This window comes from Collinsella aerofaciens (assembly GCF_039062365.1).
Lineage (GTDB): Bacteria > Actinomycetota > Coriobacteriia > Coriobacteriales > Coriobacteriaceae > Collinsella.
Map to the genome: position 1 here is coordinate 1 of NZ_JBCJBI010000001.1, position 20,310 is coordinate 20,310.

The window sequence follows — 20,310 nt, forward strand, 5'->3', positions numbered from 1 at the left end:
CTGAGCGAGCAAGGTTTAGCAGACATCAACGTGGCGTTCCCAGTGTGCGGCGGAGGGGGCGGGCCTGAGGCATATTAAGGTTGTCGCGAGTTCCGCACGAACAGGAGAGCACTTAATGTGCTCTCCGTCGTGAGCAGGACTGTAGAGCAGCAACCTTAATATGCCTCAGGCCCGCCCCCTCCGCCGCACACTGGGAACGTGCCACGCACTTTACCTGCGTAAACAATGTGAGTGAAATATGAATCTCGATGGATACGCCCGCAGCCGTGTATACTAAACAGCTGTGTGTAACCAGGGGAGTATTCTGGCTGGACAAAATGCCTGCTTAATAGGGTTGTCAGGTAGTCCGGGCGAAATACAAGGCTGGGGAGCACGTCGTGTAAGTAGTGGTCCTCTAGGGGCGTACGCTCGGTGGTGTACGCATTGTCCCAAGACCACGCGAGAGTTGGGATCATATCTTGATCAGCATGATTCTCGGCCGCAAGATTGGCATGACCCAGGTTTGGGACGAGGACGACAACGTCGTTCCCGTCACGGTCATCCAGGCTGGCCCCTGCGCTGTCTCGCAGGTTAAAACTCAGGCAACCGACGGCTATGACGCCGTCCAGATCGGTTTCGGCGACATCAAGGCCAAGAACGTGAACAAGCCCATGGCTGGTCACTTCGCCAAGGCTGGCGTCGAGCCTGTCCGCTTCCTTCGTGAGGTCCGCGTCGAGAACGGCGAGGAGCACAAGGTCGGCGAGGTCGTCACCGTCGCTGATTTCGCTGATGTCGAGAAGGTCGACGTCATCGGTACCTCCAAGGGTAAGGGCTTCCAGGGTCGCATCAAGCGCTGGGGTCAGCGCCGCGGTCCTATGACGCATGGTTCTCACTTCCAGCGTCACCCCGGTTCTATCGGTCAGTGCGCCTATCCTGCGCGCGTCCTCAAGGGCGTCAAGATGGCCGGTCACATGGGTAACGAGCGCGTTACCGTCAAGAACCTTTCCGTTGTCCGCATCGATGCCGAGCAGAACCTCATCTTGGTCAAGGGCGCTGTCCCGGGTGCCAAGAATGGTCTCGTCGCCATCCGTATGGCCTAAGGGCCCAGCCCATTTAGCCCAGCGTCATACCAAGGAGAACACTTAAATGGCAAAGTTTGAAGTAAAGAACAGCGAGGGCAAGAAGGTCGCCGAGGCCGAGCTCGCCGCTGAGGTGTACGGCATCGAGCCGAACATCCACGTTATGCACCACATCGTCAAGTGCCAGATGGCCTCTTGGCGTCAGGGCACCCAGTCCGCTAAGGGCCGCTCTGAGGTTTCCGGTGGCGGCAAGAAGCCTTGGCGTCAGAAGGGCACCGGCCGTGCCCGCCAGGGTTCCATCCGTGCTGCCCAGTGGCGTCACGGTGGCGTTGTCTTCGCCCCCAAGCCCCGTTCCTACGCTAAGCGTATGAACAACAAGGAGGTCAAGCTGGCTATGCGCTCCGCGCTGTCCGCCAAGCTGGCCGATGGCGAGCTCGTGCTCGTCGACGACTATGGCTTCGAGAAGCCTTCCACCAAGGCTGCTGTCGCCATGCTCAAGGCTCTCGGCCTTGAGGGCAAGCGTCTGACCATCATCGTTCGCGATGAGGACGTCAACGCCTACCTGTCGTTCCGCAACATTCCCAAGACGTTCATCATCACTGCCGACGAGGCCAACACCTACGATCTCGTCAACAACAACGCTGTGCTGATGCCCGCCGACATCGCCGCTCACTTCGGGGAGGTGCTTGCATAAATGACCGCCCACGAGATCATCATCCGTCCGATCGTGTCCGAGCGTTCCTTCTCCGGCATGGAGCTGAACAAGTACACGTTCGAGGTCGCCAAGGATGCTAACAAGTATCAGATCAAGGACGCTGTCGAGGAGATCTTCGGCGTCAAGGTCGTTCGCGTGAACACCCTGACGGTCAAGCCCAAGACCAAGCGCGTGCGCTATGTCGCCGGCAAGACCCGTTCTTGGAAGAAGGCCATCGTCACGCTGGCCGAGGGCGACACCATCGAGGTCTTTGGCAACCAGGCCTAAGACTCGCTGCTGTTGAGTGAGCTCATGCCTCCCAAATAGGGGAGGCGAGAGCTCAAGGTTTTGGGCGTATAAAATGGACACGCCCGGAACCGTGTATACGTCCGGTGTCATCGCACCCGAGGCAGAACCTCGAATCCCTGTCTGCGATGGCTAACGGATTCCTATTGAAAGGGATTGTAATGGCTGTAAAGCACCTTAAGCCGACCTCCGCTGGTAGGCGTTGGCAGACGATCTCCGATTTCTCTGAGATCACCTGCACCAAGCCCGAGAAGTCTCTTCTCGAGCCCCTGCCCAAGAAGGCCGGTCGTAACAACAACGGCCGCATCACCACCCGCCACCAGGGCGGCGGCGTGAAGCGTCGTTACCGCGTGATCGACTTCAAGCGCAACAAGGACGGCGTGCCCGCCAAGGTTGCCACGATCGAGTACGATCCGAACCGTTCCGCTCGCATCGCTCTGCTGCACTACGCTGACGGTGAGAAGCGCTACATCCTGGCCCCCAAGGGCCTCGAGGTCGGTCAGACCATCATGTCCGGTTCTGACGCCGACATCAAGCCGGGCAACGCTCTGCCCCTCGCCGACATCCCCGTCGGTACGCTCATCCACGCCGTCGAGTTCCAGCCGGGCAAGGGCGCTGCTATCGCCCGTTCCGCCGGTAACTCCTGCCAGCTGATGGGTAAGGAGGGCAAGTACGCTATCGTCCGTATGCCTTCCTCCGAGATGCGCCGCATCCTCGTTACCTGCCGCGCCACCGTCGGTGAGGTCGGCAACGCCGATCACTCCAACATCGTCATCGGCAAGGCCGGCCGTAAGCGTCACATGAACGTGCGCCCGACCGTCCGCGGTACCGTCATGAACCCTGTCGACCACCCGCACGGCGGTGGCGAGGGCAAGAACCACACCTCTGGTCGTCCCTCTGTTACCCCCTGGGGTAAGCCGACGAAGGGCCTTCGTACGCGCAAGAAGAAGAAGGTCTCGAACCAGCACATCATTCGTCGCCGTAAGAAGTAATTTCGGATACCGAGTTTTAGGAGAAAGCACTTATGAGCAGAAGTCTCAAAAAGGGCCCGTTCGTGGAGACTCGCCTTCTCTCGCGTATCACCGCGATGAACGAGGCTGGCAAGAAGGACGTCGTGAAGACCTGGTCCCGCGCGTCCACCATCTTCCCCGAGATGGTTGGTCACACCATCGCCGTCCACGACGGCCGCAAGCATGTGCCCGTGTATGTTACCGAGTCCATGGTTGGTCACAAGCTCGGCGAGTTCGCGCCGACTCGTACGTTCCGTGGCCACAAGGCCAAATAGGGGGTTAACCGTAAATGGCAACTAAGTCTATTGAAACTGAGGCCACCGAGGTTCGCGCCGTCGCTAAGTACGTGCGTGTTTCCCCCAGCAAGGCCCGCCTGGTGGTCGATCTGATCCGCCGCAAGCCTGTCGCTCAGGCCTTCGACATCCTTCACTTCTGCGACCGCGCCGTCGCCGTGGATGTCGAGAAGGTTCTCCGTTCCGCCGTTGCGAACGCCGAGAACAACAACGGTCTGCGTGCCGACAACCTGGTTGTCGCCGCTGCCTATGTTGACGAGGGTCCGACGCTTAAGCGCATCCGTCCCCGCGCCAAGGGTTCCGCTTCTCGCATTCTGAAGCGTACTTCCCACATCACCGTCGTCGTTGCTCCTCGAAAGGAGGCGTAAAGCTGTATGGGTCAGAAAGTCTACCCCACCGGCTTCCGTCTTGGCATCACCGAGAACTGGCGCTCCCGCTGGTTCGCAGAGAAGGATTACGCTAAGACCCTCGGTAACGATCTCGAGATCCGCAAGTACCTCGAGAAGCGTCTTTCCCGCGCAGCTGTCTCCCGCGTCGAGATCGAGCGCGCTGGCGACAAGGTGAAGGTCATCATCCTCACCGCTCGCCCCGGCGTTGTCATCGGTAAGAAGGGTGCCGAGATCGATACCCTCCGCACCGAGCTCGAGAAGGTCGCTGGCGTCTCCAAGGGCCAGCTCTCCGTCGACGTTGTCGAGATCAAGCGCCCCGAGCTCGACGCCAACCTCGTTGCTCAGTCTATCGCCGAGCAGCTCGAGGGCCGTGTTGCCTTCCGTCGCGCTATGCGCAAGGCTGTCCAGTCCGCCCGCAAGGCCGGCGCTAAGGGCATCCGTATCCAGTGCTCCGGTCGTCTCGGCGGTGCCGAGATGGGCCGTCGTGAGTGGTACCGCGAGGGTCGCGTGCCTCTGCACACCCTCCGTGCCAAGATCGACTACGGCACGGCTGTCGCCAGCACCACCATGGGCGCTTGCGGCGTGAAGGTCTGGATCTACCTGGGCGAGAAGCTCCCGGGCCAGCCTGTTCCCAACCCTGCACTCGAGGGCTCTTCCCGTCCTCGTCGTCGTAACTCCGAGAGGAGGGGTCAGTAGTGCTTGCCCCTAAGCGTATTCTTCACCGCAAGGTGCAGCGTGGCTCCATGAAGGGCCAGGCCAAGGGTAATACCGAGCTGCATTTCGGCGAGTTTGGCATCCAGGCTCTCGAGGCCCATTGGATTACCAACCGTCAGATCGAGGCCGCTCGTATTGCCATGACCCGCTACATGAAGCGTGGCGGTCGTGTCTACATTACGATCTTCCCCGATAAGCCCATCACCAAGAAGCCTGCCGAGACTCGCATGGGTTCTGGTAAGGGTAACCCCGAGGAGTGGGTGGCCGTCGTCAAGCCCGGCCGCATCATGTTCGAGGTCAAGGGCGTGCCCGAGGAGGTCGCTCGCGAGGCTCTGCGTCTTGCACAGCACAAGCTTCCCATCAAGACCAAGATTGTTGCCGCTAAGAACGCTGAGCAGCGCATCGAGAAGGAGATGGCTGAGGAGGCCGCTCTCGAGGCCAAGTGGGCTGCTGAGGACGCCGCCGCCGCCAAGGAGGAGAACTAATGAAGCCCGCAGAGATTCGTGAGCTCTCGGACGCTCAGCTCGTTGAGAAGCTGAAGGAAATGCGCGCCGAGCTCTTTAACCTTCGTTTCCAGATGGCCACCAGCCAGCTGGACAACACCGCTCGCGTCAACACCGTGAAGAAGGACATCGCTCGCGTCCTCACGGAGCAGCGCGCCCGCGAGATCGCAGCGGAGAAGTCCGCTGTCGCCGAGTAGGACCTAAGGAGAGAACATGACTGATTCGCGTAACTCGCGTAAGGTCCGTACGGGTGTCGTTACCTCCGTCTCCGGTGCCAAGACCATTGTTGTCACCATCACCGAGCGCAAGCGTCACCCCAAGTACGGCAAGATGATGACCAGCTCCAAGAAGCTGCACGCTCACGACGAGGAGTGCACGGCTGGCGTGGGCGATACCGTCCGCGTTATGGAGACCCGTCCTATGTCCAAGATGAAGCGTTGGCGCCTCATCGAGGTCGTCGAGCGCGCTAAATAAGCAGTCGCTCTTACGACTTGTACGTTTCCGAAGATGTGCGTATGCCTGGCTTGCATACCACGGGCCGTATAAAGGCTGCGCACCTCTCTTCGGTTCTTAGTTCGGAGGAACATCTACCATGATTCAGATGCAAACCATGCTGAACGTCGCCGACAACTCCGGCGCTCGCAAGATTCGCTGCATCAAGGTGCTTGGCGGTTCCAAGCGTCGTTATGCAGGCATCGGCGATGTGTTCATCGGTGCTGTCCAGGAGGCTACCCCTGGCGCCAACGTCAAGAAGAAGGACGTTGTCCGTTGCGTCGTCGTTCGCACCGTTAAGGAGATCCGCCGCAAGGATGGCTCCTACATTCGCTTTGATGAGAACGCCTGCGTTGTCATCAACAACGATGGTTCGCCCGTCGGCACCCGTATCTTCGGGCCTGTCGCTCGCGAGCTTCGTGACAAGAAGTACATGAAGATCGTCTCGCTCGCTCCCGAGACCCTGTAGTTAGGGGAGATATATGTATATCAAGAAGGGCGATAAGGTCCAGGTTCTCTCTGGTAAGGATCGCGGCAAGCAGGGCGTTATCCTGCGTGCTCTCCCCGCCGAGAACAAGGTCGTTGTCGAGGGCGTTTCGGTCGTCAAGAAGGCCGTCAAGCCCAACGCTGCCAACCAGCAGGGCGGCATCGTTTCGCAGGAGGCTCCCATCGATGCCTCCAACGTCAATCTCGTTTGCCCCGAGTGCGGTAAGGTTACCCGCGTCGGTCACGAGAAGGACGGCAAGAACAAGCTGCGCGTCTGCAAGAAGTGCGGCCACAAGTTCTAAGCTGCCCGCAACATTTAAGTTGCCAGCAAAGGCCCGGATGCTACGGCACCCGGGCCTTTTTCTATCCCCACTCATTGGGGACAGACTTAAATGAGTACCCTAACTGGGTAAGCATAAATGAGCGGGTCGTGCTGTATAAATTGCTTGTGTGCGCGTTTATGCGCGTTAGATTGCGTTTAATTACGCACCTATGCGTATATATGCGCCGTTTACGGGGCAATAATGACCGTTTAGCGGTTAGATACGCAAAAACGCGCACAGACGCGCGTGTTTGTGCGAATATAGAGCTGTCAGAAATGCAAGACGTTCTATGACACAGGAGACACATAATGGCAGATTCCAAGCAGGCTCCACTCGACGCCGCGGCAGCCGCCAAAGCGGCATTTGCTTCGGTCCAGGACAAACCGTTCCCTAACGACATCTTTACGGCTCCCGAGCTCCGTTGGGCTGTGATCGGTTGCGGCGTAATTGCCAACCAGATGGCTCAGTCCCTTGCCCTGGCCGGCCGCAAGCTTACGGGCGTTGCCAACCGCACGCTCACCAAGGCTCAGACTTTTGCCGACCAGTACGGCGTCGAGAAGGTCTATGACACGGTTGAGGATCTCTACGCCGATCCTGACATCGACGCCGTCTACATCACCACCCCGCACAACACGCATATCACCTATCTGCGTGCCGCGCTGGCCGCCGGCAAGCATGTGCTCTGCGAGAAGGCCATTACCCTCAACTCTGCCGAGCTCGACGAGGCCCGTGCCATAGCCGACGAGCACAACGTGGTCCTTATGGACGCCACCACGGTGCTCCACATGCCGTTGTATCAGGAGCTGCGCCGTCGCATGGATGCCGGCGACTTTGGCCACATGAACCTCGCTCAGCTCAACTTTGGCAGCTACAAGGAGTACGGCGACCTGACCAACCGCTTCTACAACCGTAGCCTTGCCGGTGGCGCCATGCTCGACATTGGCGTGTATGCGCTCTCCGTCATGCGCCTCTTTATGGCGAGCCAGCCCGCTGAGGTTGTCTCGCTGGGCAACACCTGTGAGACCGGTGTTGACGTTGCGGGCGGCATCGTATGCCGTAATTCCGAACAGCAGCTGGGCGTGGTGAGCCTTACGCTCCACTCCAAGCAGCCCAAGCGTTCGGTCATTAGCTTCGACAAGTGCTATATCGAGGTCAACGATTATCCGCGTGCCGATCACGCGACCATCGTGTGGACTGCAGACGGTCACCGTGAGGAGGTCCACGCTGGCACCGAGGCATACGCTCTGTGCTACGAGATGGCCGATCTTGAGAAGGCCGTTGCCGGCGATGATTCGAAGCGCGAGCTTCTGGACTATGCTTCTGATGTTATGGAGCTGATGACCAAGCTCCGCGCCGACTGGGGAGTCGTGTACCCCGAGGAGGAGTAAGCGATGCTTGCGGAAGATAGGCTCAACGCGATCGTGTCGATGGTGCAGCGAGCCGGCTCGGTTACCGTGCAGGAGCTTGCTGAGGCCCTGGGCGTGACGGCGTCTACCATTCGGCGCGACCTGCAGACGCTCGACCGAGCGCACCGCATCGCCAAGGTCCACGGCGGGGCGACGAGTCTTGAGCGCGCCCACGTGACGCGCGACCTAACGCTTAATGAGCGCAGCGACCTCCATAACGATGACAAGGAGCGTATCTGCGCCCGTGCGGCGGCGCTTGTGGAGCCTGAGAGCTTTGTATACATCGACTCGGGCTCGACGACGCTCAGGCTCATCGAGCATCTTCCACACCTTGAAGATGTCACCTATGTGACCGATTCCGTGCTTCATGCTCAGCGCCTTGCTTTGCGCGACATGCGTACCGTGGTGCTGGGCGGCGAGCTCAAACCCGAGACCGAGGCACTCGTTGGCCCCGATGCCTTGGCAACCTTAGACCGCTACAACTTCAACTGTGGCTTTTGGGGCTCTAACGGCATTGCCGCCGAGCAGGGCTTCACGGCGCCCGATATCGAGGAAGCGCAAGTAAAGCGTATCTCGATGCGCCATACGGCCAAACGCTTCGTAATCTCGGACGCCAGTAAATTTGGCATGGTGGCGCCCGTCAAGTTCGCGGACTTCCGCGACGCAACGATTATTACCGCAGGCGAGGTCCCCGCCAAGTACCGGGCAATGGACAACGTCATCACGGTCTAACAGCAGGGGGCAGGCTAAGGCCAAAACCACCGCGAAGGTGCCTGTCCCCATTGCGGTGGCTAGCAACGGAAACCGAGTAGTTTTCTCAATAGAAAAGCGGCAACGTCCATCACGGGCGTTGCCGCTTTCGTTGTCTGCCGGTTTGTCTAAGTCTGTAACAACTGGACCGTTAAAAGTGGGCTAGGTGTTACAGATTGAGATTTTCCCTTAAGGGGGATTTGAATGTCTCGATCTGTAACAGATAGACCGGAAAATGGGTTCTAACTGTTACAGATCGAGACATTTTGGGACCGCGGTTGAACCATTGCGGCAAAACCACCACAAAGGTGCCTGTCCCCATTGTGGTGGTTTAGGGCTCCCAGGGGCAGGGGGCTTCGATGTGGATGTGCTCGCCGGTTACGGGATGCGTGAAGGACACGCTGTGGGCGTGGAGCATCAGGCCGCAGGGGCGCGGCGTTCCGTACAGGTCGTCGCCAACCAGGGGATGGCGCTCGCTTGCCAGATGCACACGGATTTGGTGTTTGCGACCGGTGAGCAGCTCAACATCGATATACGAACGCGTGGGCAGGCCACGACGGCTCTTAAGGCGCTTGAGCACCTTCACGCGCGTCTGCGACGGCTTGCCGCTGGCACCGACGCGCATCTTGCGGCTGTCGTGGCGGTCGCGGGCGATGGGCTTGTCGATGAGCTTTTCGTTCCAGTCGATCTTGCCCTCGGCGAGCGCCAGATAGTGCTTTTCGAAGGCGTGGTCGATCACCATCTGGTCAAAGGCGGGCTGCGTCTGTTTGTCGAGCGAAAACAGCACCACGCCGGTGGTGTTGCGGTCCAGGCGATTGAGCGGCTGCATGTCAGTCGCGGCAAAGCCGTCGCCCATGGCCAGCAGCAGATCGCTGGCGTAGTCGGTAAGCGTGCGCTCGCCGGTGCCGTCGCCGTGGACGATCATGCCGGCGGGCTTGTCGATGGCCATGAGCCAGGCGTCGCAGTAGAGGACTTGAGGTTCTTCGTTCACGTGTAAGCCTTTCGGTTAGCTAATTCCCACAAACATGCAGCCCGAGGTGGCGCCGCGCAGGCGGGCGGCGGGCTTGCGGCCGGCTTGAGCCGCCTCGACGGCGCGACGGACGCGAGCGACGGCACGGCCAATCTCATCGGCCTCGAGCAAGGTTCCGTCGACCATAAGACGACGGACGCCGGCGTCGAGCAACTGCGGTACCTGCGGCGTGAGGTCGATGGGGTAGGCGTCGTACAAGCGAGAGCGGCCGTGGATGTCGGTGTGCACGGGCATGACCTTTCCGTCGATATTCTTGAGCGACAGCTTGCGGGCGCGCAGACGGCAGCTGGCACAATCGTGGATGCAGCCATTGGCCACCTGCAGGATGCAATGCTCGCTTGTCATGACGCGCGGGCGGCCAAAGACGGTGATGCCCAGAGCCGCGGGCGCGGCGGCGCCGAGCGAGACAATCTCGTCGAGTGTGATCTCGGGCGAGAGCCAAAACGCACCGGCTCCGCGCTCGGCAAGCGCCTCCATGCAGGGCGTGTTGTGTACCGGCAGGCAAGAGCGAATCTCGGCCGTGGCGCCAACCTGGGCGGCCAGGGCAAGCTCAGAGATGTTGCCAATAGCGACCGTAGCGCCGGCAACAACCCACGGGTCGACGCGTACGTGGTCAACGGCGCGGCAGACCTCGTCGAGCACGGGTACGATGCCCTGCTCAAATGCGTCGGCGGGGGAGAGCTCGGCCGCATCGAGTGCGTCGGTGGTCATGTAGATGCGCGTTACCCCCTCGGCGCGAGCGGCCTCGGCGGCCTCGAGCGAGGTGACGGTGGCGCAGATCTGCGGCTCATCGCGGTAGTGCTCGGGCGCGGGGCGGGAATCACTGGTTACAATCGCCGGCAGCTCGAGCGTTTTCGCGCGCTCCTCGTACGGTGCCAGAATGGCCTCTTCCAGCGCCTTACAAGCGGCGGCGCGCACCTTGTGCACGGCGGAAAAGCCCATGCCGCAGCCCTCATCGAGTGTCACATCAAAGCTTGCGGCCTCAAAGGGCGAGGAACCCATGCGGCCCACATGCTCAACCAGGTCTGTTGCCTCAACGGCGCGGGTCTTGGCGGCCTCGACGGTGAAGCCCGTGCCCGTGGCCGTAAGCGATGGGTCGTCGCAGCAAGTAAGCGTGACGGCAAACGGTTCACCCAAACGTGCCACGACGGTTACATCCACAGCTCGGCGGCGCAGCACATCGCGCTTGAGCGCGGCGCCGGCGGCGTCAATGGCGCTCTGGCTTCGAATCACGCGCACGCGGCAGCCCTCGGGCATGCTACGGGGCACGCGGCACTCAATGATGTCACCGGCGGCGGCATCATCGGCGGCAATGGTGGTCAGGAACTGGTCAAACTCGTTATCGTGGCGAAGCTCCAGCAGGTCGCCTTTGCCCACGGGCTCAAACAGCTCAATGCGGGCGATGGCGGCGCGGCGACGGCGGTCGTCGGACTTGAGGCCGCGCACATCGCGGTTGGCCGGGCGGCTGCCCAGCACCGTGCCCACGATCTGGCCGCGGTTGTTGGAACGCTCATAGCTCATCATCTCGTCGCCCGAGGTGCCGTCCTGATAGGCGTGCGTAAAGTCGCGGTTGAAGCAGCGCTTGAGCTGGCGCTGGCGGGCGGCTTCCTCGTCCTTGGCAACGGCGGCTCCGGATAGCATGTCGTCAATTTCGTGACGATACACATCAACGATGGAGTACACGTAATCGGGTGCCTTCATGCGGCCCTCGAGCTTGAGCGACGCGGCGCCGGCGTCATACAGACGGCGAACAAGCTGCGACGTGTTGGTGTCGCGCGGGCACAGCGCGCGCTCGCGACCGGCAGGGGAGAGCGAGCGGCCGTTCTCGTCGATCAGCTCGTAAGGCAGACGACAGGGCTGAGCGCACATGCCGCGGTTGGCCGAGCGGCCCGCCATGGCAAAGCTCGACAGCAGGCACAGACCCGAGTAGCAAAAGCAGATGGCACCGTGGCTAAAGACCTCAAGGTCCACATCGGGCGCGGCGTTGTGAATGGCGGCGATCTCGTCGATGGAGAGCTCGCGCGAGAGAGTCACGCGGTCGGCGCCCTGCTCGCGGCACCAGATAGTTCCGCGGTCGTCGTGGATGTTTGCTTGGGTTGAGATATGTGTCTCGATGCCGGGCATGGTGCGCTTGACCTCAAAGAACAGACCCCAGTCCTGGATAATGAAGGCATCGGCGCCCAGCGTGGAGCAGCGATGAATGAGCTGCAGTGCATCGCCCATCTCGGACTGCTTGATGACGATGTTGACCGTGACGTAGACGCGCGACCCGGCTAGATGCGCGGCGCGGCAGGCTTGCTCAAAGGCCTCGTCGGTAAAGTTGGTTGCCTTGCGGCGGGCGTTGAAGCTGCCCATGCCGCAGTAGATGGCGTCTGCCCCGGCGGCGAGCGCGGCGGCAAAGGGCTCCGGGCCTCCGGCGGGGGCCAAAAGCTCGGGCCTGCGGTTAGTGGTTCGGCTGGCGGTTGCGGTCATATCCTGCCTTTCAAAATGCTCAGATATTCAAAAGTATAGTGGCGTCGCTGCGATGGACGATGCCCGCAGCCTAAGCAGGACAAAGTCTTCAGCAGCTTGGACTGGCTGCTCCACATGAGAACCGTTCAGCGGTTCGGGGAAACCGTTGGGCGATAAAATATTCTCGCAAGCTGATAATATTCTTGCATCAAACAGAAACCTTGAGTACTATCCCAATCAAGCGCGGTGTTCAGACCGAACTGTGCCTCCCGGTGTGAACACCGCGCTCACGCTCTCTCAATTGATCGTAAGGAGAAAAACATGAGCAAGACCGTCGTGTCTTCCGATAACGCACCCGCAGCCATCGGCCCGTATTCCCCCGGTATCCAGGCCGACAACATGGTGTTCCTGTCCGGCCAGCTGGGCATCGATCCCGCGACCGGCAAGATGCCCGAGGGCGTCGAGGCCCAGGCCAAGCAGTCCCTCGCCAACGTCGAGGCCCTGCTGACCGCTGCCGGCGCTACCTTTGCCGATGTCGTCAAGACCACGGTCTACCTGGCCGACATCGCCGACTTCGCCGCCGTGAACGAGATCTACGCCTCCAAGTTTGAGGCCCCGTTCCCCGCGCGCAGCGCCTTCCAGGTAGCCGCCCTTCCGGCTGGCGGTCTGGTCGAGATCGAGGTCGTTGCCGCTCTCTAAGGCGTTGGCCACAACTAAACATGACATGCAAAAAGACCCTGCAGCGCGTGCGAGCTGCAGGGTCTTTTGTTAAGTGACGGATCGCTTGTGGAGCCGCGCTTCATTTTGCTCGTTAGCCTTCCTTTCGGACTTTTTGCAGGTAGCGGTAGACGCTGGGCTCCGAGATGCCCAGCGCGGTGGCGGCGCAGGCAACAGCGCCCTTGAGCATGAACACCCCGTTGCCGTTGAGGTGGCGAATGACGTCCACGCGGTCGCTCTGACCAAGCGACGCTACATCCAGCCCACGCGCGCTCAGCAACTCGGCAATGCTGCGGTCGATGAGCTCCTGTGTGGACTCCGAAAGGCTTTCGACCTCGATAGGGGCGGGCTCCGTGCGCGTTGGCGCCGCGTAGAAGCACGCCATGAGCTGCTGCGCCATGGCGTTGATGGAGCGTACGGTCGAGAGGTCGGTGTTGACGCAGAGCATACCGACGATCTCGTCATTCTCGCGGATAAAGTACGTCGCTGACTCCAACGTCTTGCCTCCGGCGCCGCGGCCCTCGTAGCCCGTAATAAACGGCAGGTCGCGATACTTGGCGTCGTGCATGATCTTGAGTGCCAGATCGGTGGCGGGACCGCCGACCTTGCGGCCGCTCACGATGCCGTTGCGAATATCGACGATGGCGTGGTCGGGATCCGAGAAATCGTGCAGCACGATTTCGCTGTTTTTGCCGAGTATCTGCTCCAGAAAATCGACCATCGGCAAAAAGCGACGTACGGTCTCGTTCACGGGCAACTCCTTTGGGTGAAATCGGAAATGTTCATAACAATTTTTTCTCATGGTAACACGCTGCCCATCATCTCGTATATCCGCAGGTACATTGCGTAATGCAGACGAACGGTAGGAATTTAGCGGTAAACGGTTGACCAAAAGAAATGTTAGATGTTATTTTGACCAGACACTTTCCTGACCTGCGGAAATGCGTAATTTCAGCTGAAGAATAGTCTGATAACAAAAAATTATTATTGAGAATGAGAATCATCTTTAATACGATATGCAATGAAGGCACAACCTCAACCCCGCACTGCGTCACAATAGAGCGTTAGATGCGAAAACAACTACTTCGAGGATTGGTGGTCAAATGACCCAGGAGACGGTTACGAACGGCACTGAAGCCCTGTTCACTCGCGAAGGCATGCCTCCCGTTAAGGAAATGATCCCGTGTGCCCTTCAGCACGTACTGGCATCGTTTGCCGGCATCATTACCCCGGCGGTCATCATGGCCGGCGTCTACGGCTTTAATAGCCAGCAGAGCACCGACATCATCCAGGTCGCGCTCATTCTTTCGGCGATCGATACGGCCCTTCAGGCCTTCGCTCCCTTCCGTCGCATCGGCGGCGGCCTGCCCATCGTCATGGGCGTTTCGTTCGCGTTCCTGCCGGCCCTGCAGGCCATGGGTGCCTCGGGCTTTAGCTTTGGTGCACTGCTGGGCGGCGAGATCGTCGGCGGCGCCGTCGCGGTCCTCTTTGGTCTGGCCTACAGCAAGATCAAGTGGCTGTTCCCGCCCGTCGTGACCGGTACGGTCATCTTCTCCATCGGCGTTTCGCTGTATCCCACGGCCGTCAAGTATATGGCCGGCGGTATGGGTACGCCGCTGTGGGGCACCCCGCAGGCCTGGTGCGTCGCTCTTATCACCTTCGCCGTGGTCTTTGCGCTCGCCAACTTTGGCAAGGGCACGCTCAAGCTGGGATCCGTGTTCTTTGGCATGATCGTTGGCATGATCGTCTCCATCCCCTTTGGCATGATCGACTTCTCCAGCGTCGCCACCGCTCAGGTCTTCGCCCTTCCCAAGCTCATGCCCTACGCGCTCGAGTTTGATCCCGAGGTCTGCATTACCCTCGCTGTCGTGTTCCCCATGGTCGCCATCCAGGTTATCGGTGACGTCTCCGCCGCCTGCCTGGGCTCCATCGACCGTATGCCCACCGAGCGCGAGCTCTCCGGTGCTATCGTGTCCCAGGGCCTCACCTCTATGGTCGGCGGCCTGCTGGGCGGTCTTCCCACCAGCGCCCTTGGCCAGAACGTGGGCATCATCTGCTCCAACAAGGTCGTCAACAAGTGGGTCTTTGTGATCATCGCGGCCGTCTTTGCCATCGCCGGTCTGTTCCCGCAGCTCTCTGCCGTCCTTTCCGCTATCCCGCAGCCCGTCATCGGCGGCGCGACCGTCGGCGTCTTTGGCACCATCACCATGAACGGCGTGCGCATGTTCACCCGCGAGGGCCTCACGCAGCGCACTACCACCATCGTCGGTACCTCCGTCGTCTTTGGCCTGGGTATCTGGATGGCCAGCGGTTGCCTTGCCGGCGAGGGTATGCCCACCTGGGTTTCCACCGTCATCGGCTCCAATGCCGTAACCCCCACCGCCATCATGGCCATTGTCCTTAACCTGATCCTTCCACAGACGCCGGTCGTGGCCCAGCACATCGATGCTGCCAAGGACGCTGCCGTGGATCTGGTCTTGCCCGAGAGCAAGAAGTAACCAATTCGGTGCTATTCGTCGGCGGACGCATCGCCTCGTCCGCCGACGTCATGCGGCGCCAAGCCGCACTTCAAAGGTTTTGTCCCTTTGGTGAAGCGTTGACGGGAGAGGGCCCGTTTCCGGTGTAGGCCGGCGCTTCGCACTCCGCCATGTCAGAGGTGTCAAACCCCGCCTCTGATGTTGAAGGGAGCATCCATGCTTCTGGTCGCTAACGGTTCCGTCTTTACCCGCAACGCTCAGACCCCGTTTATTCCAAACGGTGCGGTCGCCATTGACGGAGATACGATCGTCGAAGTGGGCCCCGAGTGCGAGCTCAAGGCCAAGTACCCGGATGCCGAGTACGTCGACGCCCAGGGCAACCTCATCATGCCCGGACTCATCAACTGCCACACCCACATCTACTCGGGTCTAGCCCGCGGCCTTGCCATCAAGGGCTGCAACCCCACCAACTTCCTGGAGAATCTTGAGCAGCAGTGGTGGAAGATCGACGACAACCTGACGCTCGACGGCACCAAGGCCAGCGCCTATGCCACGATCTTGGACTCCATCCGCGACGGCGTCACCACGATCTTCGATCACCATGCGAGCTTCTGTGAGATCCCGGGTAGCCTCTTTACCATTAAGGACGCAGCTCAGGAGCTGGGCATGCGTTCGTGCCTGTGCTACGAGGTCTCCGATCGCCGCGGCCAGGAAAAATGCGACCAGGCCATTGCCGAGAACGCCGAATTTGCCCAGTGGGCCGCCAAGGAGCGTCGCGATAACGATAACCACATGATTGCTGCCATGTTTGGCGGTCACGCCACCTTTACGCTTTCGGACGAGACTATGGACAAGATGGCCGAGGCCAACAACGGCCTGACCGGCTTCCACATCCATGTGTGCGAGGGTATGAATGACGTGTGGGACTCCCGCCTCAACCGCGGTGGTATCAGCCCCGTCGAGCGCCTGCTGCAGCATAACCTGCTGGGTCCCGACACCATGCTTGGCCACTGCATCCACGTGACGCCTGCCGAGATGGATATCGTCAAGGAGTCCGGCACTTGGCTGGTCAACAATCCCGAATCCAATATGGGCAACGCCGTGGGCTGCGCCCCCGTGCTCGAGTTCTTCCGCCGCGGCATCCCCGTGTGCATGGGCACCGACGCCTACACCCACGATATGCTCGAGAGCCTTAAGGTCTTCCTGATTATTCAGCGCCACAACGCCGCCATGCCCAACGTGGGCTGGTGCGAGGCCATGACCATGCTGTTCGAGAACAACGCCAAGATGGCCAGCAAGTACTTCGATCGCAAGCTCGGTGTGCTTGAGCCCGGCGCTGCCGCCGACGTTATCGTTATGGACTACAAGCCCTTTACGCCGCTGAGCGAGGAGAACATCGACGGCCACATGCTCTTTGGCATGATGGGCAAAAACTGTCGCACCACCATCATCAACGGCCGCGTCCTGTACAAGGATCGCGAGTTCGTTGGCATTGATGAGGACAAGATCAACGCGTGGACCATGGCTGAGTCCAAGAAGCTCTGGAGCACGCTCAACGAACGCACCTACTAATTACAAGTAGATTCACGCGCGTCGGATGTTTCGCCGCGTTCGACGCGCGTATAGGCGGCCTCCGCGGGGTCGCCGGCGCTGTGCTAGCGCTACACCGTATTTGCGCCCGTCGCGCGGTCTCGCCGGGCGTTACAGAGAGGAGCTCATTATGAGCGACATCATGAGGCCGATCCCGTTTTCGCAGCTGATGAACTGGATCATCGAGGAGCACAAGACTCAGGGCGCCGTCTTTGGCGTGCGCAAGATGGTCACGACCAACCAGGAGGGCGCGCTTCCCATTTTTGACGAGCGCATCGAGACTCCGTTTGGCCCGGCCGCCGGTCCCAATACGCAGCTGGCCCAGAACATCGTGGCATCCTACGTGGCCGGTTCCCGCTTCTTTGAGCTCAAGACCGTTCAGGTTATGGACGGCGAGGAGCTCTCCAAGTGTGTGAACAAGCCCTGCATCGTGGCGCAGGACGAGTGCTACAACTGCGAGTGGTCGACCGAGCTCGAGGTTCCGCAGGCCTTTGCCGAGTACGTGAAGGCATGGTTTGCCTGCCACCTGATCGCTCGCGAGTACGGCCTGGGCAGCCCGGATGGTTTTGTCTTCAACATGTCCGTGGGTTATGACCTCGAGGGCATCAAGAGCCCCAAGGTCGATGCGTACATTGAGGGCATGAAGGACGCCAGCGGCTCCGAGGTTTGGAACGAGTGCCGCACGTGGGCGCTCGCTAACCTGGACAAGTTTGAGCATGTCGATGCCGCGTTTGTCGAGTCCATCCCGGCGCGCGTCTCCAACTCCATTACCGAGTCCACGCTGCATGGCTGCCCGCCGGCGGAGATCGAGCGCATCGCGACCTATCTGATTACCGAGAAGGGTCTCAACACCTACATCAAGTGCAACCCCACGCTGCTGGGCTATGAGTTTGCTCGCCAGCGCCTCAACGAGCTGGGCTTCGACTACATCGTCTTCGATGACACGCACTTCCGCGAGGATCTGCAGTGGGTCGACGCTGTGCCCATGTTTGAGCGTCTGATTGCCCTGTGTGCCGAGCGCGGCCTGGAGTTTGGCGTCAAGCTGACCAACACGTTCCCCGTCGACGTGACGAGGAACGAGCTGCCCTCCACCGAGATGTACATGTCCGGCCGTTCGCTGTTCTCGCTGACCATCGAGGCCGCCCGTCGCATTACCGAGCAGTTCGATGGCAAGCTGCGCATTAGCTACTCTGGCGGTGCTACGGTCTACAACATCCGCGCCCTGTACGATGCCGGCATTTGGCCCGTTACCCTGGCGACCGACGTGCTCAAGCCCGGTGGCTACGAGCGATTTAGCCAGATGGCCGGCGAGTTTACCGACCTGGACGGCAAGCCGTTCGCGGGCGTCTCTCTCGAGGCCGTAACGGCGATCCAGGCCGATTCGCTCACCAACCCGCTCTACAAGAAGCCGCTGCGCCCGCTGCCCGACCGCAAGGTCGCCGGCAAGAGCCCGCTTTCCGACTGCTTTACCACGCCGTGTCGCACGAGCTGCCCCATCCAGCAGGATATTCCTGCCTACCTGGCGGCTGTTGACGAGGGCCGCTACGAGGACGCACTCAACATTATCATCGAGCGCAACGCCCTGCCGTTCATTACCGGCACCATCTGCCCGCATCCCTGCGGCCGTGCCTGCGAGCGTGCGTTCTACGAGCCCGAGGGCGCCCAGATTCGCGCCAGCAAGCTCAAGGCCGCCCGCGAGGCCATGACCGCCGTACTGCCCAAGCTGCGCGCCCAGGCCATCGCAAACGACGGCGAGCGCAACGTTGCCGTTATTGGCGGCGGCCCGGCCGGCCTGGCGACGGCGTTCTTCCTGACGCGTGCCGGCGTGCCCGTCACCATCTTCGAGGCCCGCGACTCTCTCGGCGGCGTGGTCCGTCACGTGATTCCCGAGTTCCGTATCGCGAGCGACGATATCTCCCACGATGCTGAGCTCTGCCTGGCCTTTGGCGCCAAGGTGCAGCTCAACGCTCGCGTGGATTCCATCGACGAACTCAAGGCTCAAGGCTTTACTGACGTGGTCGTGGCCACCGGTGCCTGGATGCCCGGCTCTGCGGGCTTGGGCGAGGGCGCCGAGCTCGATGTGCTGGAGTTCCTCGAGGCCGCCAAGAAGGGCGAGAAGCTCGAGCTGGGCGAGGACGTCGTGGTCATTGGCGCCGGCAACACCGCCATGGACGCGGCTCGCGTGGCCAAGCGCCTGACCGGCGTGAAGAACGTGCGCCTGGTGTATCGCCGCACCAAGAAGCAGATGCCCGCCGACGAGGAAGAGCTCGATCTTGCTCTTGCCGACGGCGTTGAGCTCTGCGAGCTGCTGGCGCCCAAGGCGCTCAACGGCTCCGTGCTGACCTGCGACGTCATGGAGCTCGGCGAGCCGGATGCAAGCGGCCGTCGCAGCCCCGTCGCCACGGGCGAGACCGTCGAGCTTTCCGCCACCACGGTGATCTGCGCCGTGGGCGAGGGCATCGATGCCAGCCTGTACGATGCCGCGGGCGTCGAGCACGACCGTCGCGGCCGCCTTGCCGCCACCTCCACCGGCGTCGAGGGCGTTTGGGCTGCCGGTGACTGCCGTCGCGGTCCTGCCACCGTGGTCGAGGCTATCGCCGATGCCGCCGAGGTCGCCCGTGCCATCGCCGGTGTGGACTTTAACAAGTACGCCGACTGCAACGAGCAGGCCGGCCGCGAGGACACCTGCTACGAGCGCAAGGGGTCGCTGTGCCGCGACAAGCGCAACTGCACCAAGACCCGCTGCCTGGGCTGCGGCTCGGTGTGCGAGGTCTGCTGCGACGTGTGCCCCAACCGCGCCAACGTGGCAATTAAGGTGCCGGGTCTCGCCAAGCATCAGGTCGTCCATGTCGACGGCATGTGCAACGAGTGCGGCAACTGCGCCGTGTTCTGCCCTTACCAGGAGGGTCGTCCCTACAAGGACAAGCTCACCCTGTTCTGGAGCGAGCAGGACATGGAGAACTCCGAGAACGAGGGCTTCCTGGCCGTGGGCGAGGATCACTTTAAGGTCCGCGTCGCCGGCACGATCCGCACCGTCTCGGTCGATGCCGTCAACACCGGCCTTCCCGAGGCCGTCCGCCTGACCATCAGGGCCGTGCGCGACAACTATTCGTACCTTCTTAAGAAATAGGCGAGTCTCTTATGGCCAAATCCATTCAACATAACGTGGCCTACGTTGCCTGCGGAAGCGGTTGCGCCTCCGCAGGCGGCGACGCCCGCTGCAGCGAAGGCTGCATTGGCTGTGGCGCCTGCGTCACGGCCTGCCCCCACGGCGCCATTGCGCTGGTCGATGGCATCGCCCGCGTGGATCGCTCCAAGTGCACGGGCTGTGGCCTGTGCGGCATGGCGTGCCCGCAGCGCGTGATTGCCTTCGTTCCCGGCTACCAGAACATTCTGGTGCGCTGCAACAACACCGATAAGGGCGCCATTGCGCGCAAGGTCTGCGACACGAGCTGCATCGGTTGCGGTATGTGCGCCAAAAAGTGCCCTGCCGGCGCTATCCGCATCGAGGACAACTGCGCCCATATCGACGGCGTGGACTGCCTGTCGTGCGGCATGTGCGCCGTCGTCTGCCCTCATGGCGCCATCCACGACCGCACCGGCATCGCCGCCGGCGTGTAG

At 61.1% G+C, this 20,310-nt stretch carries 21 protein-coding genes and 1 pseudogene; 19 read left to right on the forward strand and 3 right to left on the reverse strand.

Annotated elements, in window-relative coordinates:
- Positions 1-458: 458 nt before the first annotated feature.
- The 14 genes and pseudogenes from rplC to ABCN01_RS00070 all read left to right on the forward strand — a co-directional run bounded on the left by rplC (position 459) and on the right by ABCN01_RS00070 (position 8,406).
- Entirely contained in the window at positions 459-1,079 is a 621-nt protein-coding gene (rplC, locus tag ABCN01_RS00005) for a 50S ribosomal protein L3 (RefSeq protein ID WP_035137484.1), read from the forward strand.
- A 46-nt stretch (positions 1,080-1,125) separates the two neighbouring features.
- Positions 1,126-1,752, forward strand: a complete 627-nt coding sequence (gene rplD / locus ABCN01_RS00010; protein WP_006235032.1) for a 50S ribosomal protein L4 — start codon at positions 1,126-1,128, stop codon at positions 1,750-1,752.
- Complete coding sequence (rplW, locus tag ABCN01_RS00015) at positions 1,753-2,040, forward strand: 50S ribosomal protein L23 (RefSeq protein ID WP_022094197.1); 288 nt, start codon at positions 1,753-1,755, stop codon at positions 2,038-2,040.
- A gap of 179 nt (positions 2,041-2,219) precedes the next feature.
- Entirely contained in the window at positions 2,220-3,050 is an 831-nt protein-coding gene (gene rplB, locus ABCN01_RS00020) for a 50S ribosomal protein L2 (protein ID WP_022094198.1), read from the forward strand.
- A gap of 32 nt (positions 3,051-3,082) precedes the next feature.
- The gene (gene rpsS / locus ABCN01_RS00025) at positions 3,083-3,343 is read left to right on the forward strand and encodes a 30S ribosomal protein S19 (protein WP_006235035.1); all 261 of its coding nucleotides are present in this window, start codon (positions 3,083-3,085) and stop codon (positions 3,341-3,343) included.
- Between the two features lie 14 nt (positions 3,344-3,357).
- A complete protein-coding gene (gene rplV, locus ABCN01_RS00030) occupies positions 3,358-3,729 on the forward strand; it encodes a 50S ribosomal protein L22 (RefSeq protein WP_006235036.1) in 372 nt (123 codons plus the stop codon).
- 6 nt (positions 3,730-3,735) lie between these two features.
- Complete coding sequence (gene rpsC, locus ABCN01_RS00035; RefSeq protein WP_006235037.1) at positions 3,736-4,446, forward strand: 30S ribosomal protein S3; 711 nt, start codon at positions 3,736-3,738, stop codon at positions 4,444-4,446.
- Positions 4,446-4,862: pseudogene (gene rplP / locus ABCN01_RS00040) on the forward strand (50S ribosomal protein L16); the annotation flags it as partial. The gene rpsC and the pseudogene rplP, both read left to right, overlap by 1 nt.
- An 86-nt stretch (positions 4,863-4,948) precedes the next feature.
- On the forward strand, positions 4,949-5,164 hold the full coding sequence (gene rpmC, locus ABCN01_RS00045; RefSeq protein ID WP_006235039.1) for a 50S ribosomal protein L29: 216 nt from the start codon (positions 4,949-4,951) through the stop codon (positions 5,162-5,164).
- A gap of 16 nt (positions 5,165-5,180) precedes the next feature.
- On the forward strand, positions 5,181-5,441 hold the full coding sequence (gene rpsQ / locus ABCN01_RS00050; protein ID WP_006235040.1) for a 30S ribosomal protein S17: 261 nt from the start codon (positions 5,181-5,183) through the stop codon (positions 5,439-5,441).
- A 118-nt stretch (positions 5,442-5,559) separates the two neighbouring features.
- Positions 5,560-5,928, forward strand: coding sequence for a 50S ribosomal protein L14 (rplN, locus tag ABCN01_RS00055; RefSeq protein ID WP_006235041.1), 369 nt, complete (start codon positions 5,560-5,562; stop codon positions 5,926-5,928).
- Positions 5,929-5,941: 13 nt separating this feature from the next.
- The gene (rplX, locus tag ABCN01_RS00060; protein ID WP_099432059.1) at positions 5,942-6,247 is read left to right on the forward strand and encodes a 50S ribosomal protein L24; all 306 of its coding nucleotides are present in this window, start codon (positions 5,942-5,944) and stop codon (positions 6,245-6,247) included.
- Between the two features lie 329 nt (positions 6,248-6,576).
- Positions 6,577-7,656 carry a Gfo/Idh/MocA family protein gene (locus tag ABCN01_RS00065; protein WP_342995747.1) on the forward strand — a complete coding sequence of 360 codons (1,080 nt, stop codon included), beginning with the start codon at positions 6,577-6,579 and terminating at the stop codon, positions 7,654-7,656.
- A 3-nt stretch (positions 7,657-7,659) separates the two neighbouring features.
- Entirely contained in the window at positions 7,660-8,406 is a 747-nt protein-coding gene (locus tag ABCN01_RS00070) for a DeoR/GlpR family DNA-binding transcription regulator (protein WP_342995746.1), read from the forward strand.
- Between the two features lie 349 nt (positions 8,407-8,755).
- Here ABCN01_RS00070 and ABCN01_RS00075 read toward each other — a convergent pair whose 3' ends face one another.
- Together ABCN01_RS00075 and ABCN01_RS00080 are read right to left on the reverse strand one after the other, a co-directional pair.
- Positions 8,756-9,415, reverse strand: coding sequence for an RluA family pseudouridine synthase (locus tag ABCN01_RS00075; protein ID WP_231500732.1), 660 nt, complete (start codon positions 9,413-9,415; stop codon positions 8,756-8,758).
- A gap of 15 nt (positions 9,416-9,430) precedes the next feature.
- A complete protein-coding gene (locus ABCN01_RS00080; RefSeq protein ID WP_342995745.1) occupies positions 9,431-11,926 on the reverse strand; it encodes a U32 family peptidase in 2,496 nt (831 codons plus the stop codon).
- A gap of 300 nt (positions 11,927-12,226) precedes the next feature.
- On the opposite strand from ABCN01_RS00080, the gene ABCN01_RS00085 reads away from it, so the two are divergent.
- Entirely contained in the window at positions 12,227-12,604 is a 378-nt protein-coding gene (locus ABCN01_RS00085) for a RidA family protein (RefSeq protein WP_195361136.1), read from the forward strand.
- A 112-nt stretch (positions 12,605-12,716) separates the two neighbouring features.
- Here the strand turns inward: ABCN01_RS00085 and ABCN01_RS00090 are convergent, their stop codons facing one another.
- The gene (locus ABCN01_RS00090) at positions 12,717-13,373 is read right to left on the reverse strand and encodes a helix-turn-helix transcriptional regulator (protein WP_342995744.1); all 657 of its coding nucleotides are present in this window, start codon (positions 13,371-13,373) and stop codon (positions 12,717-12,719) included.
- 352 nt (positions 13,374-13,725) lie between these two features.
- Between ABCN01_RS00090 and ABCN01_RS00095 the strand changes: the two genes are divergently transcribed.
- The 4 genes from ABCN01_RS00095 to ABCN01_RS00110 all read left to right on the forward strand — a co-directional run bounded on the left by ABCN01_RS00095 (position 13,726) and on the right by ABCN01_RS00110 (position 20,310).
- Positions 13,726-15,120, forward strand: a complete 1,395-nt coding sequence (locus ABCN01_RS00095; protein ID WP_035137475.1) for a uracil-xanthine permease family protein — start codon at positions 13,726-13,728, stop codon at positions 15,118-15,120.
- A gap of 195 nt (positions 15,121-15,315) precedes the next feature.
- Positions 15,316-16,671, forward strand: coding sequence for a putative aminohydrolase SsnA (ssnA, locus tag ABCN01_RS00100; protein ID WP_342995743.1), 1,356 nt, complete (start codon positions 15,316-15,318; stop codon positions 16,669-16,671).
- Between the two features lie 148 nt (positions 16,672-16,819).
- Positions 16,820-19,819 carry a putative selenate reductase subunit YgfK gene (ygfK, locus tag ABCN01_RS00105; protein WP_342995742.1) on the forward strand — a complete coding sequence of 1,000 codons (3,000 nt, stop codon included), beginning with the start codon at positions 16,820-16,822 and terminating at the stop codon, positions 19,817-19,819.
- A gap of 11 nt (positions 19,820-19,830) precedes the next feature.
- Positions 19,831-20,310, forward strand: coding sequence for a 4Fe-4S binding protein (locus ABCN01_RS00110; RefSeq protein WP_118334703.1), 480 nt, complete (start codon positions 19,831-19,833; stop codon positions 20,308-20,310).

Excerpts from the sequence above, each read along its gene's own strand:
- ABCN01_RS00085 (WP_195361136.1), top strand. The coding sequence starts at position 12,227 with ATGAGCAAGACCGTCGTGTCTTCCGATAACGCACCCGCAGCCATCGGC.
- ABCN01_RS00095 (WP_035137475.1), top strand. The coding sequence starts at position 13,726 with ATGACCCAGGAGACGGTTACGAACGGCACTGAAGCCCTGTTCACTCGC.
- rpsC (WP_006235037.1), top strand. The coding sequence starts at position 3,736 with ATGGGTCAGAAAGTCTACCCCACCGGCTTCCGTCTTGGCATCACCGAG.
- rplB (WP_022094198.1), top strand. The coding sequence starts at position 2,220 with ATGGCTGTAAAGCACCTTAAGCCGACCTCCGCTGGTAGGCGTTGGCAG.
- ygfK (WP_342995742.1), top strand. The coding sequence starts at position 16,820 with ATGAGCGACATCATGAGGCCGATCCCGTTTTCGCAGCTGATGAACTGG.
- ssnA (WP_342995743.1), top strand. The coding sequence starts at position 15,316 with ATGCTTCTGGTCGCTAACGGTTCCGTCTTTACCCGCAACGCTCAGACC.
- ABCN01_RS00110 (WP_118334703.1), top strand. The coding sequence starts at position 19,831 with ATGGCCAAATCCATTCAACATAACGTGGCCTACGTTGCCTGCGGAAGC.
- rplW (WP_022094197.1), top strand. The coding sequence starts at position 1,753 with ATGACCGCCCACGAGATCATCATCCGTCCGATCGTGTCCGAGCGTTCC.
- rplV (WP_006235036.1), top strand. The coding sequence starts at position 3,358 with ATGGCAACTAAGTCTATTGAAACTGAGGCCACCGAGGTTCGCGCCGTC.
- rpsS (WP_006235035.1), top strand. The coding sequence starts at position 3,083 with ATGAGCAGAAGTCTCAAAAAGGGCCCGTTCGTGGAGACTCGCCTTCTC.
- ABCN01_RS00070 (WP_342995746.1), top strand. The coding sequence starts at position 7,660 with ATGCTTGCGGAAGATAGGCTCAACGCGATCGTGTCGATGGTGCAGCGA.
- ABCN01_RS00065 (WP_342995747.1), top strand. The coding sequence starts at position 6,577 with ATGGCAGATTCCAAGCAGGCTCCACTCGACGCCGCGGCAGCCGCCAAA.
- rpsQ (WP_006235040.1), top strand. The coding sequence starts at position 5,181 with ATGACTGATTCGCGTAACTCGCGTAAGGTCCGTACGGGTGTCGTTACC.
- rpmC (WP_006235039.1), top strand. The coding sequence starts at position 4,949 with ATGAAGCCCGCAGAGATTCGTGAGCTCTCGGACGCTCAGCTCGTTGAG.
- rplN (WP_006235041.1), top strand. The coding sequence starts at position 5,560 with ATGATTCAGATGCAAACCATGCTGAACGTCGCCGACAACTCCGGCGCT.
- ABCN01_RS00080 (WP_342995745.1), bottom strand. The coding sequence starts at position 11,926 with ATGACCGCAACCGCCAGCCGAACCACTAACCGCAGGCCCGAGCTTTTG.
- rplD (WP_006235032.1), top strand. The coding sequence starts at position 1,126 with ATGGCAAAGTTTGAAGTAAAGAACAGCGAGGGCAAGAAGGTCGCCGAG.
- rplX (WP_099432059.1), top strand. The coding sequence starts at position 5,942 with ATGTATATCAAGAAGGGCGATAAGGTCCAGGTTCTCTCTGGTAAGGAT.